Genomic DNA, 13,267 nt, shown 5'->3' with positions numbered 1-13,267 from the left:
CGAAAGAACTCCAGTTGCGCCAGAAAAATAATCAGCCCAATGGCTGCCGTGAAGTACCAGCCCCCTAGCAGGGTGACCGTCAGGGCAAATAGCACCGCCGCAAAACCGCTAACCCAACGGGCTCCCATAGGCGCACCCCGTTATCTTGGCCGGCCCTTCAGCTTCCAGGAGAAGATCCCCCCTAGAAAAAGCCTTTGCCAGGATACCTGCTCTTGCAGTATTCGCCTCAGCGGGACGGAGTTCTGACTTCGATGCGGCTGCTGCAATGGCAATGCCTCCTGCCTTAATCTTTCAGTCTACCCCCCTTCCTCCAGAACTGGGATCCACCTCGATCTCCCCTTCAGCAGGATTGCAAGTGCCCCCAAGCGTGGGATAATTAAAAGACTGCAAAAATGGGTTACCCTTAATCACCTTCCAGCATGGTTCAGGAACTTACCCCTCCCGTGGCTAGTGCTCGCATCTCTGCCGAAGAGGCCCGCATGCTCTACGAAGACATGGTGTTGGGCCGCCTGTTTGAGGACAAGTGCGCCGAAATGTACTACAAGGGCAAGATGTTTGGCTTTGTGCACCTGTACAACGGGCAGGAGGCGGTGTCCACGGGGGTGATCAAGGCGCTCAAGCCCACCGACTACGTGTGCAGCACCTACCGGGATCACGTGCATGCCCTCAGCGCCGGGATCCCCCCGCGGGCGGTGATGGCGGAGCTGTTCGGCAAGGCCACCGGCTGCAGCAAGGGCCGCGGCGGCTCGATGCACCTGTTCTCGGCGGAGCACAACTTTTTGGGCGGCTATGCCTTTGTGGCCGAGGGGATCCCGGTGGCCACAGGGGCGGCCTTTTCGGCCAAGTACCGCGGCACCGACCAGGTGACAGCCTGCTTCTTTGGGGATGGAGCCTGCAACAACGGCCAGTTCTACGAGTGTCTCAACATGGCCGCCCTCTGGAAGTTGCCCATCCTCTATGTGGTGGAAAACAACTTCTGGGCTATCGGCATGGCCCACAAACGGGCCACTTCAGTAACCGACATCTACCTCAAGGGCCCTGCTTTTGGCATGCCCGGCTACCAAGTGGACGGCATGGACGTGCTGGCGGTGCGGGAGGCTGCCCAGCAAGCTATCGCCCGGGCCCGCGCCGGGGAAGGCCCCACCCTGCTGGAGTGCATCACCTATCGTTTCCGTGGCCACTCGTTGGCCGACCCCGACGAGCTGCGCAGCCCGGAAGAAAAAGAGTTCTGGCGGCAGCGGGATCCCATTAAGCAACTGGAGCGCTACGCCCTCGAACACAACTTGATGACTGAGGCGGACTTCCAGGCCATTCAGGAAAAGGTGAGCGCCGTGATTGAGGATGCCGTCCTTTTCGCGCTGGAAAGCCCTGAGCCTACCCTGGACGAGTTGCACCGCTTCGTTTTCGCCGAAGACGAGTAGATCCTGCCTAGTTCCCAGGTGTCGAGGGAGTGCGGGAGCCGAGACCTGGCTTGGCCAGCCAGGTTCTCTCGCCAACTCTGACGGACTTTCCACCCAGGCCGCCGTTGCCGCTCTCTTGGCGATCCTCGATGCTTAGCATCAGAGAAACCTTCTCCAGATCTGCGCTATTGCGCAGATTTTTTTGTAAAAATCGCTTTCCATTTGTTTACATAGCTTCATATCATTAGTATGTTGAGCATAAGTACTTATTCCCGGCCATGAGTAATTCCCTTGAGTTTCCCTGGCTGTCGGCCCTGGTGCTCCTGCCGCTGCTGGCAGCCTTTGGGATCCCTCTGCTCCCCCAGAGCCGTTGGGCGCGTTGGTATGCCCTGGCGGTGGGGGCTTTGGATTTGGGCCTGATGGTCTATGTTTTCGGGCGGCATTACAACCTGCAGGATTTCTCACTGCAACTGGCAGAACGCTACGCCTGGGTACCCCAAATTGGTCTGCACTGGTCGCTGGCGGTGGATGGCCTGTCCTTCCCGCTGGTGTTGCTTTCGGGCTTGATTACGACTTTGGCGATAGTGGCGGCTTGGGAGGTAGCCCAGAAGCCGCGCCTGTTTTTCTTCCTGCTGCTATTGATGTATGGCGCCCAGGTGGGTGTGTTCTTGGCGCAGGATCTGCTGCTTTTCTTCTTGATGTGGGAGATCGAGCTGGTACCCGTTTATCTTCTCATCTCCATTTGGGGTGGGCCGCAACGCCAGTATGCTGCCACCAAGTTCCTCCTCTACACCGCTGCCGCCTCTATTTTTATTCTGGTGGGATCCCTAGCGATGGCCTTCTACGGCGAGGGCTTCAGCCTGGAGATGGCAGAGCTGGGTGCAAAATCCTACCCGCTGGCCCTGCAGGTCTTGGCGTATGCAGCTTTCCTGATTGCCTTTGGGGTGAAGCTGCCCATTTTTCCGTTTCACACCTGGCTGCCGGATGCCCATAGCGAAGCCTCGGCGCCCATTTCGATGATCTTGGCCGGGGTGCTGCTCAAGATGGGGGGCTACGGCCTCATCCGCCTGAACGTGGGCATGCTGTCGGAAGCCCATGTGTCCTTTGCCCCGGTGCTGGCGGTGTTGGGCACAGTAAACATCATCTACGGGGCGCTGGGGGCTTTGGGGCAAAACCACCTCAAGCGGCGCCTGGCCTATTCTTCCATTGCCCACATGGGCTTTGTGTTGATCGGCATTGCCACTTTTACGGAGCTAGGCCTCAACGGCGCCCTGCTGCAGATGATCTCCCACGGTCTCATTGCGGCGGTGCTCTTCTTCTTGACAGGGATCACCTACGAGCGCACCCACACCCTTGCTCTCGACAAGTTGGGCGGGCTGGCCAAGCAAATGCCTAAGACCTTTGCCCTGTTTACAGCAGGAGCTTTGGCCTCGTTGGCGCTGCCGGGGATGAGCGGGTTCGTGGGTGAGCTGACGGTGTTGCTGGGCTGGACCACCAGCGACGCCTATGCGCCGGCCTTTAAGGCAGGGGTGGCCCTGCTGGCGGCGGTGGGCCTCATTCTTACCCCCATCTACTTGCTCTCCCTGCTGCGGCAGGTGTTCTATGGAGCTCAGGATCCCGGGCTGGTGCTAGAGGAGTATCTGGGGGACATGCGCCCACGGGAAATGGCTGTCGCCCTCTGCCTGCTCTTGCCCATCCTCGGCATCGGCCTCTACCCCCGTTTGGCTACCCAGACCTACGATGTCACGACGGTAGCGGTGGCGGCCCAGTTGCGCAGTGTCCTGCCGACGGAAATTGTGCAACGGCCCCTCTTGCCGGTGCAGCCGGCTCAGGTGGCGGCCTTGCCCCCGACCGATTAGAGGGTGTCGGGATCCCCGCTTTTGCCTTCAACGGAAGAGCTGTTGCTTGAGAAGTCCTCTACCTCAAGTTTCAGCTCTTCTTTTATTTCGAGGTTAAACGTGGGAGGGGGAATTTTTTAGGCTGGAATTCGCTTCTGGCCCCTAGCGAGGATCAGAATGAATGGAGTTGCGTTCGCTCAGGTTGAGCTGCACCACCAGCCACCAAAGGGTAACGTCGGAGTAAGTTGCCCGCCGCTTCAGCCGGGAAATGGAATGAACCGGATTTTGGCTGTCGATCATCCACTCCGAAGCGATGATTTGGCTACGTTGCTGAGCATTCATTGCCTCTCCCCCTTCGAACTGCTCAAGACTTGGGATAGCTCCTACTTTTAGGATGGCGAATTTGTAGGGGAGCGTGTGAAAAAATATATTACGCAGGGATCCCTAAGGACAGCTAACTTTCTTAGCAACTCGGATCCCGACGGCTGCTCAGTTGAGAACCTACTGGCCGAGGAGCCAAAAAAACTTTGCAAAAGGGTGAGGAATTGAGCAGGGAGAATTGTCTTTCTCTTTACAAGTCTTAAGACCTGGAAAAATTCAATTCTCTCCTTCTCTGCCAGCCTGGAAACAGGGATCCCTCTCTAGGAACCGGCGGCGAGCCGATCCCAAATCTCTTCGTGGGAGAGGCCCTTGCGCACCCATTCTTCACCATTGTGTAGCCGCTGAGCGGTGCCGATGAGAAAGCGGTTGCAGTCGGCTCCCAGGGATTCACAGGTGGTTTGCACACAGACCAGATCCCGGCCCGAGAGCAACGAGAAGAGGCCGGCCAGCATTCCTGCCTCTAGATAGCCGGCAGGCTCCCGCTGCGCAGACAGCTCCTCCGGGCTGAGGCTGGCACGAGCAGCCAGGGCAAAGCCGGAGTTGCGGATCCTAGCCTCCACCAAGCCGCGGTCAGCAGCGGAAAAATCCAGCTCTAGGCGTCCCCAGCCGTGGGTGGCCCAGAGCTCGCTGAGGGCATCGAGGAAGATCCCCAGCGGCAATTCCTGCAACGGCTGTTGGTAGTAGCGGGAGAGTTCGTCTTCGATGCGGCGGAAAAACGCTTCTCCCCACTCGCGACCACAGTTGTAGAGGATGACACGGGTGGCTTGCCCGGTCTCGTAGCGCAAGCCGGCGTAGATGGCTTCCAGGAGAGGCATGGGAAAGGCTGCCAGGCGGTATCCTCCCCGGCTGTAGAGCAGGCCGCTGTGGATGTCGGGACGGATGTAGTAGGCAGGGCTAAAGCAGTGCCCGGGCAGGATCTCTTGCAGGGTGATCATGGCTTTCCTCTCGGGGAGATGGACGGACTTGAGGGCGGCTGCAACTTAGGCTTTTATGGTCATTTCAAATAAGTTGGTTGCCTGGATCCCAGCTCCCCTCTCCCTCAGGGAGAGGGGCTGGGGGTGAGGGCAAGCTCCCTCAGGGAGAGGGGCTGGGGGTGGTCGCGTGAGCGGCGCGGAGCCCTTGGGCGAGCAGCACGGAGCACTGGGATAGTAGGGAGTGCCTTCATCTGGCCATAGGGGGCAAGGAATGGATGAGCAGGGAGTGGGCTGTATACAGTAATTGGTGGATGGATCGAGAGTCCATTGACTTCAGTTGACCAGCATCGACTTGGCCAAGAGCACGTAGGGGCGGATGGCCTCGCTCTCTTCGGGGCCGAAGACAGCGCTGAGGGAGTCGAGCATCAACTTATAGGCAGGCTGGCACTGGTCACGCATCTTGAAGGACTTCAGGATCGTCTCCAGCCAGTAGAGCAACTTATCCCGCAGGTAATCCTCATCGTTGAGCAGCATGGCCAGGCAGCAGTAGCGCCACACCATGCTTAGATCGCGGCGGCAACGCTCCCAGGCCAGGTGCCCATGTTGGCGGGGCAAATTCGGCATCATCGGCTGGAACTTCTCCATCACGCGCTCCACCAGCTCTTGCTCTTTGGCCTGTAGGACTTGATAGAGGCGGACTCGTTTGGGGATCCCTTCCACATAGGCGTGTAGGGTTTTCAGCTCGTCTGGGCGCAGATAGCGGCCCTCACTTTGTTGCATCAGCGCGGTCACCATTGAATTCATAGGAAGCCCCCTTGGTTTAGACGAACATGTGCATCAAGGTGAGCGCTTCTTCCGACGGAGCTGCAGTCTCGGTTTGAGGAGCAAATTCTGGCTCAAGCCGCTCTGGGGAAAGGGTGCAGACAGCCTGTAACGCTTGCCAGTAGGGGGCAAGCAAACCCTGCTGCTCCGCCGGCAGGGATCCCTGCACCACCGCCTGCAACTGCCGGAGCGCTTCCGGCAAACCCAGATACCGTTCCATCGCCCCACACCTCCATTGCCGCAGGGGCAGGGGATCCCCCAACAACAAGCTCAGGCCCAGGGAGCGCAAGCAGAAGGCCAGTTGCCGGGCCAAGAGGCGCTGAGTGGGGGTGAGAGAGGATTCTGCCTCACCGCTGTACCCGTGCTGTTGCAGAACCTTCTCGATCCACGCCAGCTCTTGTTGTTGCAAGACTTGGTAGAGATCCAGCCGCTCTGGAAAGGAGAGAGCGTAGCGGATGAGATCCTGCAGATCGTCGGGCGTCAGGTAATCCCCTTCTCGATCGGCAATGCGCTCCGGCCAGGAGTGAAGGTCATTCATGGGTGAGGTCTCCTTAAAAAACCCGATTCAAAACCAGTCTCAAAACGAGTCAAAAGATCGAGCAGCTCGAGGAAGCAAAACCCAAGTTGGGGCAAAGCAGGGCTAGAGCAAGGCTCCACCAAACAAAGCGGCAAAATCCTCAAGCGTAAAGGGATCCTCTGGCGGCAGCTCCGGCGGTGGCTCAGGGCGCGGGCGGACGCCCGACCAATTGCAGCCGGCAAAAAACTGCCCTACCGACTGGGCCAAGAACAGGGGGGAGTCCGACAGCGATTCTGGAGCGAAGGGAGCTTTGGCCAAGGGCCGGTTATCCCAGTTCAACCCCTGTAAAAACACCGCCAGCGGCTGGGTTAAGTCCAGATCGGTGTCTAGGTTGAGGGTGACCATGGGCGTTTCTCCAAAGTGGCAAGGGAAGGATTGCAAAAGCCACAGGCAGACCTCACAGTTGGTGCAAACGCTGCTCGATTTCGCGGGCGCTGGCCCCTTCGCTCACCCAGAAATTGGCGGCATCGATGCGCTCTTGCCCGCCCAGCAAAAACTTGCAATAGGTCTCCCCCATGGCGTAGCACTGGATTTCGATGCAGGCCAGCTCGCGGGAAGTCATAGCAGAGAAAAATCCGGCAAATAGCCCGGCATAGAGGTGACAAACCGGCTTGCCCACATCGCCCAAGGTGCGGGCCACCAGCGAGTCAAACAGGTTGATGAATAGGAACCCTTTTTGCTTGGACTCGGTTTCCACCTCCCACTTGCCCCAGCCTTGCGCCGTAAAAGGCCACCACCAGGTCTCCAGCAAAAACAGAAGGTTGGACTGCTTGACCCCAACTCCGTACTCCCGCTCATACCACTGGGAAAAATGCTGGGCATCGCGGCTGCCCCAGTCTCTGCCGATGGTGTACATCACCGCCGCAGAGGCATCGCCCACTTCCCGCTCTAGGCCCGCCTGCAGGCCGACAATGAAGTCTTCGCTGAGCAGCAGGTTTTGGGTGTTGTTCCAGTCGATGATCGTGCCTTGCTCTCGGTTAAAGCGGAAGAAATCGCGGTAGCTGTAGTGGGCGTGCTTGTCGCGGCCCACCGGCATGGTGACTGCGGGACGGGGATCCGGTCGAGTGGTAACGCTGGCCATGGCTTTCTCCTCAACAAAACTGAGCCGTGATCTACTACAGCAGGAACCCAAGCAGAGTGTTGGGATCCCTTAGGCCTCGCGGGTCTGGGCAAGGGTGCTGCCGATGATGCGGAAGTCTTCGTTTTCCAGTTGCTTGATCGTGGAACGGGTGATGATCTTGCCCTCCTCCACCAAAACGCGCCCTGTTCGGGGGTGCAGCAAGTCTTGTTCGGCCCGCCGACCGATGAGCACCTCGATATCCTTCAGCGAGTTCACGTACATCCCCGGCGGCAGCTCCACCACCACCCCATCGGCCACCACCCGTGCCTGACAGGCCAAGCGGGAATTGCTGCGGGCGCTGGTGATCGTCTCCAGGGTTTTGGCCTCGCGGGGGGTGATGGGGGTGAGGCTCTCCATGCCCTCCTTGACGTAGACATGACAGGTGGCGCAGAGGCCGCGGCCGTTACATTCCTTGGAGACATGGAGCTCCTCCGACAAAATGGCCGACAGCAGATTGCTGTAGGTATCCACCTCCGAGACACGGGATAGAGGATCTAGCCGGATTTGTTTCACCATAGGTGGGATCCCCAACTTCAAGGCAGACAAAAACTCTGCTGGCAGATACGCCCTGCCGCAAAAGCAATGCAAGCAGGAAATCAGTTCCTACTCGTATTCTGGATCTTGACCAGGCTGGGGGAATCAAAACGTCACAATCTTTAACTACGGGTAAGTACGAAAAGTTTCTCCATGTAGAAAGCTGGAAAGTAGAATCACGTAAACTCAAAAAAACTGGGGCCTTCTTGTAAACATTTATCGCAAGCTTCCCCAGTTCAACTTATCGACAAGATAAATCTTGAGTAGGGCTTTTGCTCGGTTGGTCTCCGGGTTGGCATTGACAATTTTTGGATCTGGTTAATGCCGATTGTAAAAGTGTATCGAGCAACTCCATCTTCATCGTTTCTTTAAGTTGACCTCTTGCCCAATCGGTTTTTGTCGGTCGCGTTGCTTGGGAGCTATCGCTATGGAACTACGCCAGCGGGATCCGCAAACGTTGCAAAACCTGTTGCGGGCTGCCTACCAACAGCTTTTGGAACGCCAGCCCTACCAGCACGAGAAGGCGGGAGAGCTGGAAAAAATCGAGCAGGACTTTCTGCGGGGTCGGATTGGGATCAAGCGCTTGGTTCGCCACATTGGGGGATCCCGGCTCTACCGGCAGCTCTTTTTCAGTGCCGGCTGCAACACCCGCTGTGTGGAGCAGGGTTTTAAGCACTTTTTGGGACGGGCCCCGGCCAGCAAGGAGGAGGTGGCCGCCTACCACGACATTCTGGTGCGCCAGGGCTTTCAGGCCATGGTCAATGCCTTTATCGACTCGGAGGAGTACCGCCACACCTTCGGCAACGACCAACTGCCCCATCCGCGGCAGCGGCTGAGTGGCTGCCCGCCTCTGGCCTACCTGCTGACAGAGCAGATGCACCGGCGCCATGAGCTGGCGATGCAGGGATCCCCGCGGCTGCAGAGCTTGGCGGTGATGTAACTCAGGCAGTGGGAGCGGGGAGAAAGTCGAGGCTGTAGGCCTGGCGGACATTGAGGCCAGCTTCGACAATTCCCAGGGCCACCATTTCCTGAAAATAGGTCTGCCAGCGCTGGTGGGTCATGGCGCCGATCCCCAGGGTGGCCGCGTCGCCGGCAGTGAGGAGGCCGTAGTCTTTTAGGGCTTGGTGGGCATAGGCCAGAAGGGCCTCGCTCATGTTGGGGTTGTCCTGGCGGATGAGGCGGTTGCCGGGGCGGGGATCCTCCAGGTAGCTCTGCCAGCCCTGGATAGAGGCGGCCACAAATTTTCGCACCTCCTCCGGGTGCTGTTCGGCAAAGGGGCGGGTAGTCTCCAGCGTGGTGGCATAAGGGGAATAGCCGTAGTCGGCCAGCAGGAAGACAACCGGATCAAAGCCGCCCTCCTGGCGCACGCGGAAGGGCTCGGAGGTGACATAGCCCTGCTGGGCAGAGGATTTGTCCAGCAGGAAGGGGGTGAGGCTGAGGTTGTAGGGACGCTTTTGCTCGTCGCTGAAGCCGAACTTAGCCCGCAAGAAAGGCCAGTAGGTGAGGTTGGCTCCCGGAGAGACCCAGATGGGCTTGCCCCGCAAGTCTTCCAGGCGCTCGATGCCCACGCCCGGATGGGCCAAAAGGCACTGGGGATCCTTCTGGAAAAAGGCGGCCACGGTGAGCACGGGGATCCCTGACTGCAGAGCCGCCAGGGCGTCGGGGCTGCCACCGAGGACAAAGTCCGCTGCTCCTCCAGCCAGCAGTTGCAGCACGTTAACTGCCGTTCCCCCCATGCGGATTTCCACCTGCAGGCCGTAGTCGGCGTAGATACCCAGGGCCAGGGCCTGGTAAAAGCCGCCGTGTTCTGCCTGGGCGTACCAGTTGGTGACTAAGCGCAGGGGCCGGGATCTGGAGCGGCGGGATCCCGCTGCCGCTGCCACTAGAGCAGCTCCACTGGCCAGAAAGCGCCGTCGGGGCCAGAGCTCTGCAGTCACACTAGCCATGGGCAGGGATCCTCAGACTGCAACGCTTTCAGTATCTCGCAACCAGGTGGTTTTTGCCTCAGCTTGGAGGAAGAGTTGCCAAGCAAGTGGGATCCCGCTTTTGCGGCAGGATCAACAGGTAGAGGGCAAGAGAAGGGGTGCAGCAGCATGGGCAAGGTGTATCTGGTGGGGGCGGGGCTGGGTGGGCGGGACGGCCTGACGCAAGGGGCGCTGGAGATCCTGCGGCGGGCTGAGGCCGTTTGGGTGGATGAGCTGGTGGACGCGCGCTTGTTGGCGGAGTTGCCCCCCCAGGCGCAGGTGTGGCGACGTTCCGAAGCAGCAAGTTTGCAGGAGGGCATCCGCTGGCTCATCCAGCGCTGCCGAGAGGGCAAGCAGGTGGTTCACCTCAAGGCGGGGGATCCCTTGATCTTTGGCCGTGCCCGCGAGGAGGTGCAGGCCCTGCGGGAGGCGGGCTGCCCGTTTGAGATCTGGCCAGGCTTGTCGTCGGCCCTGGCCGGCCCTTTGTGGGCAGGGATCCCTCTGACCGATAAGCACTTGAGCCGCGCCTTTGCCGTGCTGACCGCCCACGAGCTGGAGGCCCTGCCCTGGGGCGCTCTGGCCCAGTTGGATACGTTGGTGATCTTGATGGGATCCCGGCAGCGGCAGCAGATTGCGGCCCAGTTGAGGCAAGCTGGGATCCCACCGGAGCGTGCCGCCGCCGTGATCTGGGGGGCAGGGCAGGCGGAGCAGCAGGTTTGGGTGGGCACCCTGGCAGAGCTGCAAGAGGGGGAAGGGTTGGAGCCGGAAAAGCTGCCTGGCCTACTGGTGGTGGGCGAGGTGGTGCGGCTGCGGCAGGAGTTTTTGCCGGGGATCCCACCGTTACCGCCACCGGCTCCTTTGGCAGGCAAAACGGTGCTGGTCACCCGGGCTGAGGGGCAGTCGCCAGCTTTGCGCGAGCTGCTGCAGACTCAGGGGGCGCGGGTGCTGGAAATGCCTGCCCTGGTCATCCAGCCGCCTACAAGCTGGGATCCCTTGGATACAGCTATTGCTGACCTGGAGAAGTTCGATTGGCTGCTCCTGACTTCGGCCAACGGCGTGCAGGGTTTTTTCGAGCGGTTGCAGCAGCAGGGGCGAGACAGCCGGGCTCTTTACTCTCTGAAAGTGGCAGTGGTGGGATCCAAAACGGCGGCGGTGCTGGCCCAGTACGGCATCCGCCCAGATTTGCTGCCCTCTGAGTTTGTGGCTGAAGCCCTGCTGCCCATTTGGCCGGAGCCAGTGCAGGGGCAGCGCATCCTCTTTCCCCGCGTTGAATCCGGAGGACGGGAGGAGCTGGTGCAGGGGCTGCGGCAACGCGGAGCCGAGGTGGTGGAGGTGGCGGCCTACCAGTCGGCCTGTCCGGCAGCGGCGGATCCCCAGGTGGTGGCTGCCCTCAAGGAGCGCCAGGTGGATATCCTCACCTTTGCCAGCTCCAAAACCGTGCAGCATTTTGCCCATCTCCTCCACCAGGCCGGCCTGGGCCCTGAAGTCTGGGATCCGCCGGTGCAGATTGCGGCCATCGGCCCCAAAACGGCGGCAACCTGCAGGCAGATCTTGGGGCGGGTAGATGTGGTGGCCCAGGAGTACACCCTGGAAGGGCTGGTGGGATCCCTCCTGCAGACTGTCCCCTAGCGGGATAATGGGAGGTCAGTTGGAACGCTAGACACCATGTGGCAGACGGCCAAGCTCTACGAAGACATCCTCTACGAGAAGACCGACGGCATTGCCAAGATCACCCTCAACCGCCCCCACAAGCGCAACGCCTTCCGCCCCAAGACGGTTGCCGAGATGATCGATGCCTTTCTGGATGCGCGGGAGGATCCCAATATTGGAGTCGTGCTCCTGACGGGCGCCGGGCCGCATACGGATGGAAAATATGCCTTCTGTGCTGGGGGCGACCAGAGCGTGCGCGGAGAGGCCGGCTACCTAGACGAGGCAGGCGTTCCCCGCCTCAATGTCCTGGATCTGCAGCGCATCATCCGCTCCTTGCCCAAAGTGGTGATTGCGCTGGTGGCCGGCTACGCCATTGGCGGGGGCCATGTTTTGCATCTCATCTGCGATCTAACCATTGCCGCCGACAACGCCATCTTTGGCCAAACCGGGCCGCGGGTGGGCAGCTTCGACGGCGGCTTTGGGGCCAGCTACCTGGCGCGGGTGGTGGGGCAAAAGAAGGCGCGCGAAATTTGGTTCCTCTGCCGCCAGTACACAGCCGCCCAGGCGCTGGAGATGGGCCTGGTCAATGCGGTGGTGCCTGTGGAGGAACTGGAGGCAGAAGGGATCCGCTGGGCGCGGGAGATCCTCCAGCACAGTCCCCTGGCCATCCGCTGCCTCAAGGCCGCCTTCAACGCCGATTGCGACGGCCAGATGGGGCTGCAGGAGCTAGCCGGGGACGCGACGCTGCTGTACTACATGACCGAGGAAGCTGCCGAAGGCAAACGCGCCTTCTTGGAGAAGCGCCCTCCTAACTTTCGCCAGTTTCCCTGGCGGCCCTAGGGAGCGGCTCCCTGTCCAGGTCGGGATCCCTTAGGCTGGACTTAGTTCCTGGTCTAAGCCGATGGCTGCACCCACGCCGACGCTGCTCTTGGTCGATGGTCACTCCTTGGCCTACCGCGCTTTTTACGCCTTTGCCCACAGCCGCGAGGGGGGCCTGCGCACCTCCACCGGGATCCCGACGAGCGTTAGCTTTGGCTTTTTGAAATCGCTGCTGGAGGTCCTGGAGAAGTACCCCCCCACCCATGTAGCTGTTGCCTTTGATACCCGGCAGCCCACCTTTCGCCACGAGGCTGATGAAACCTACAAAGCAGGCCGCCCAGAAACGCCGCCGGAGTTTCTTGAAGATGTGGAGAACCTCCAGCAGGTGTTGGCGGCGCTGCGCATTCCCATTTTGGCAGTGCCCGGCTTTGAGGCCGACGATATTCTGGGGACTCTCTGTAGGCTTGTTCCCCAAAAGTATCGAGTGCAGATCTTAAGCGGTGACCAGGACCTGTTTCAATTGATTGACCGCGAGGGAAGAATTAGGGTTTTGCACCTCAACAGCAAAGATCGCGTCAGCGAATTTGGCCCCCAAGAGGTCAAAGAGAAATTGGGCATCTGGCCTTGGCAAGTGGTCGACTACAAAGCCCTCTGTGGTGACCCCTCCGACAACATTCCCGGCGTCAAGGGGATTGGCCCCAAGCGAGCGGCAGAGCTCTTGCAGCGCTATGGCAGCTTGGAGGAGATTTTCAACCATTTGGAGGAGATCCCTGGCAAAGTCCAGCAGTACCTTAGGGAAGGGATCACGGCGGCCCGGCACTCCCAATTTCTGGCTCGGATTCACTGCGACGTCCCCCTTGTGCCTGACTGGGAGGGCATGAGGTTGACCGGCTTTGACCCAGAGGAAGTGCTGCCGCTGCTGGAGAAACTAGAGTTTCGCAGTTTCATTACTCAAGTGCGGAAACTCCAGGCTACCTTGGGCGGGATCCCCCCTCAGGCCTCTGAAGCAAGAACAGCTTCCCCAGAAGCTGCAAGGGATGGCTCTGCCTACGACGAGGCCCTTTGGTTTGATTTTGCCGCTGCTCCCGCCCCTTCTCTGCCGGCAGTGCGCATTGTGGATACCCCAGAGCAATTGGAGCTGTTGCGGCAAGAGCTGTTGGCCTGTTCTGGAATCGTAGCCTGGGACACGGAAACCACGAGTTTGGATCCCCGCGACGCCCAACTGGTGGGAATTGGCTGCTGTTGGTC

The 13,267-nt window shown here is 59.9% G+C and carries 14 protein-coding genes; 6 read left to right on the top strand and 8 right to left on the bottom strand.

All coding sequences use genetic code 11. The annotated features are described in order from the left end of the window. Positions 1-419 precede the first annotated feature (419 nt). Both pdhA and NW841_RS06725 read left to right on the top strand, forming a co-directional pair. Complete coding sequence (gene pdhA / locus NW841_RS06730) at positions 420-1,421, top strand: pyruvate dehydrogenase (acetyl-transferring) E1 component subunit alpha (RefSeq protein WP_414385926.1); 1,002 nt, start codon at positions 420-422, stop codon at positions 1,419-1,421. A 257-nt stretch (positions 1,422-1,678) separates the two neighbouring features. Then, a complete protein-coding gene (locus NW841_RS06725; protein ID WP_414385924.1) occupies positions 1,679-3,259 on the top strand; it encodes an NAD(P)H-quinone oxidoreductase subunit 4 in 1,581 nt (526 codons plus the stop codon). 141 nt (positions 3,260-3,400) lie between these two features. Here NW841_RS06725 and NW841_RS06720 read toward each other — a convergent pair whose 3' ends face one another. From NW841_RS06720 to NW841_RS06690, 7 genes are all read right to left on the bottom strand, one after another. Then, positions 3,401-3,580 (bottom strand): hypothetical protein, encoded by a 180-nt coding sequence (locus NW841_RS06720; RefSeq protein ID WP_414366311.1) that lies wholly within the window; start codon positions 3,578-3,580, stop codon positions 3,401-3,403. Between the two features lie 299 nt (positions 3,581-3,879). After that, entirely contained in the window at positions 3,880-4,554 is a 675-nt protein-coding gene (locus tag NW841_RS06715; protein ID WP_414385922.1) for a V4R domain-containing protein, read from the bottom strand. 312 nt (positions 4,555-4,866) lie between these two features. Then, positions 4,867-5,337: a phycobilisome protein gene (locus NW841_RS06710; RefSeq protein WP_414385920.1), complete on the bottom strand. Its 471-nt coding sequence runs from the start codon at positions 5,335-5,337 to the stop codon at positions 4,867-4,869. Between the two features lie 16 nt (positions 5,338-5,353). Further along, entirely contained in the window at positions 5,354-5,893 is a 540-nt protein-coding gene (locus tag NW841_RS06705; protein WP_414385919.1) for a hypothetical protein, read from the bottom strand. A gap of 102 nt (positions 5,894-5,995) precedes the next feature. Further along, positions 5,996-6,277, bottom strand: coding sequence for a hypothetical protein (locus NW841_RS06700; RefSeq protein WP_414332444.1), 282 nt, complete (start codon positions 6,275-6,277; stop codon positions 5,996-5,998). Between the two features lie 52 nt (positions 6,278-6,329). Further along, complete coding sequence (locus NW841_RS06695; protein ID WP_414332442.1) at positions 6,330-7,013, bottom strand: V4R domain-containing protein; 684 nt, start codon at positions 7,011-7,013, stop codon at positions 6,330-6,332. 69 nt (positions 7,014-7,082) lie between these two features. Then, the gene (locus NW841_RS06690) at positions 7,083-7,568 is read right to left on the bottom strand and encodes a 2Fe-2S iron-sulfur cluster-binding protein (RefSeq protein WP_414332440.1); all 486 of its coding nucleotides are present in this window, start codon (positions 7,566-7,568) and stop codon (positions 7,083-7,085) included. 445 nt (positions 7,569-8,013) lie between these two features. Between NW841_RS06690 and NW841_RS06685 the strand changes: the two genes are divergently transcribed. After that, entirely contained in the window at positions 8,014-8,526 is a 513-nt protein-coding gene (locus NW841_RS06685; RefSeq protein ID WP_414385918.1) for a phycobilisome rod-core linker polypeptide, read from the top strand. Position 8,527: 1 nt separating this feature from the next. Here NW841_RS06685 and NW841_RS06680 read toward each other — a convergent pair whose 3' ends face one another. Then, complete coding sequence (locus NW841_RS06680; protein WP_414385916.1) at positions 8,528-9,532, bottom strand: ABC transporter substrate-binding protein; 1,005 nt, start codon at positions 9,530-9,532, stop codon at positions 8,528-8,530. A gap of 147 nt (positions 9,533-9,679) precedes the next feature. Here NW841_RS06680 and cobA point away from each other — a divergent pair, with 147 nt between their 5' ends. The 3 genes from cobA to NW841_RS06665 all read left to right on the top strand — a co-directional run. Beyond that, positions 9,680-11,179 carry a uroporphyrinogen-III C-methyltransferase gene (cobA, locus tag NW841_RS06675; RefSeq protein WP_414385915.1) on the top strand — a complete coding sequence of 500 codons (1,500 nt, stop codon included), beginning with the start codon at positions 9,680-9,682 and terminating at the stop codon, positions 11,177-11,179. A gap of 36 nt (positions 11,180-11,215) precedes the next feature. Beyond that, on the top strand, positions 11,216-12,040 hold the full coding sequence (menB, locus tag NW841_RS06670; protein WP_414371896.1) for a 1,4-dihydroxy-2-naphthoyl-CoA synthase: 825 nt from the start codon (positions 11,216-11,218) through the stop codon (positions 12,038-12,040). 61 nt (positions 12,041-12,101) lie between these two features. After that, a partial coding sequence (locus NW841_RS06665; protein ID WP_414385914.1) for a 5'-3' exonuclease H3TH domain-containing protein occupies positions 12,102-13,267 on the top strand: 1,166 nt, incomplete at its 3' end.

The organism is Synechococcus sp. H60.3 (assembly GCF_047462295.1).
GTDB lineage: Bacteria > Cyanobacteriota > Cyanobacteriia > Thermostichales > Thermostichaceae > Thermostichus.
The sequence above is the reverse complement of the archived record's forward strand: the minus strand, read 5'-3'. Positions and strand labels throughout refer to the sequence as shown.

Coding starts and splice junctions, on each gene's coding strand:
- NW841_RS06720 (WP_414366311.1), bottom strand. CDS start 3,580: ATGAATGCTCAGCAACGTAGCCAAATCATCGCTTCGGAGTGGATGATC.
- NW841_RS06680 (WP_414385916.1), bottom strand. CDS start 9,532: ATGGCTAGTGTGACTGCAGAGCTCTGGCCCCGACGGCGCTTTCTGGCC.
- cobA (WP_414385915.1), top strand. CDS start 9,680: ATGGGCAAGGTGTATCTGGTGGGGGCGGGGCTGGGTGGGCGGGACGGC.
- NW841_RS06685 (WP_414385918.1), top strand. CDS start 8,014: ATGGAACTACGCCAGCGGGATCCGCAAACGTTGCAAAACCTGTTGCGG.
- menB (WP_414371896.1), top strand. CDS start 11,216: ATGTGGCAGACGGCCAAGCTCTACGAAGACATCCTCTACGAGAAGACC.
- NW841_RS06705 (WP_414385919.1), bottom strand. CDS start 5,893: ATGAATGACCTTCACTCCTGGCCGGAGCGCATTGCCGATCGAGAAGGG.
- NW841_RS06725 (WP_414385924.1), top strand. CDS start 1,679: ATGAGTAATTCCCTTGAGTTTCCCTGGCTGTCGGCCCTGGTGCTCCTG.
- NW841_RS06690 (WP_414332440.1), bottom strand. CDS start 7,568: ATGGTGAAACAAATCCGGCTAGATCCTCTATCCCGTGTCTCGGAGGTG.
- pdhA (WP_414385926.1), top strand. CDS start 420: ATGGTTCAGGAACTTACCCCTCCCGTGGCTAGTGCTCGCATCTCTGCC.
- NW841_RS06700 (WP_414332444.1), bottom strand. CDS start 6,277: ATGGTCACCCTCAACCTAGACACCGATCTGGACTTAACCCAGCCGCTG.
- NW841_RS06695 (WP_414332442.1), bottom strand. CDS start 7,013: ATGGCCAGCGTTACCACTCGACCGGATCCCCGTCCCGCAGTCACCATG.
- NW841_RS06715 (WP_414385922.1), bottom strand. CDS start 4,554: ATGATCACCCTGCAAGAGATCCTGCCCGGGCACTGCTTTAGCCCTGCC.
- NW841_RS06710 (WP_414385920.1), bottom strand. CDS start 5,337: ATGAATTCAATGGTGACCGCGCTGATGCAACAAAGTGAGGGCCGCTAT.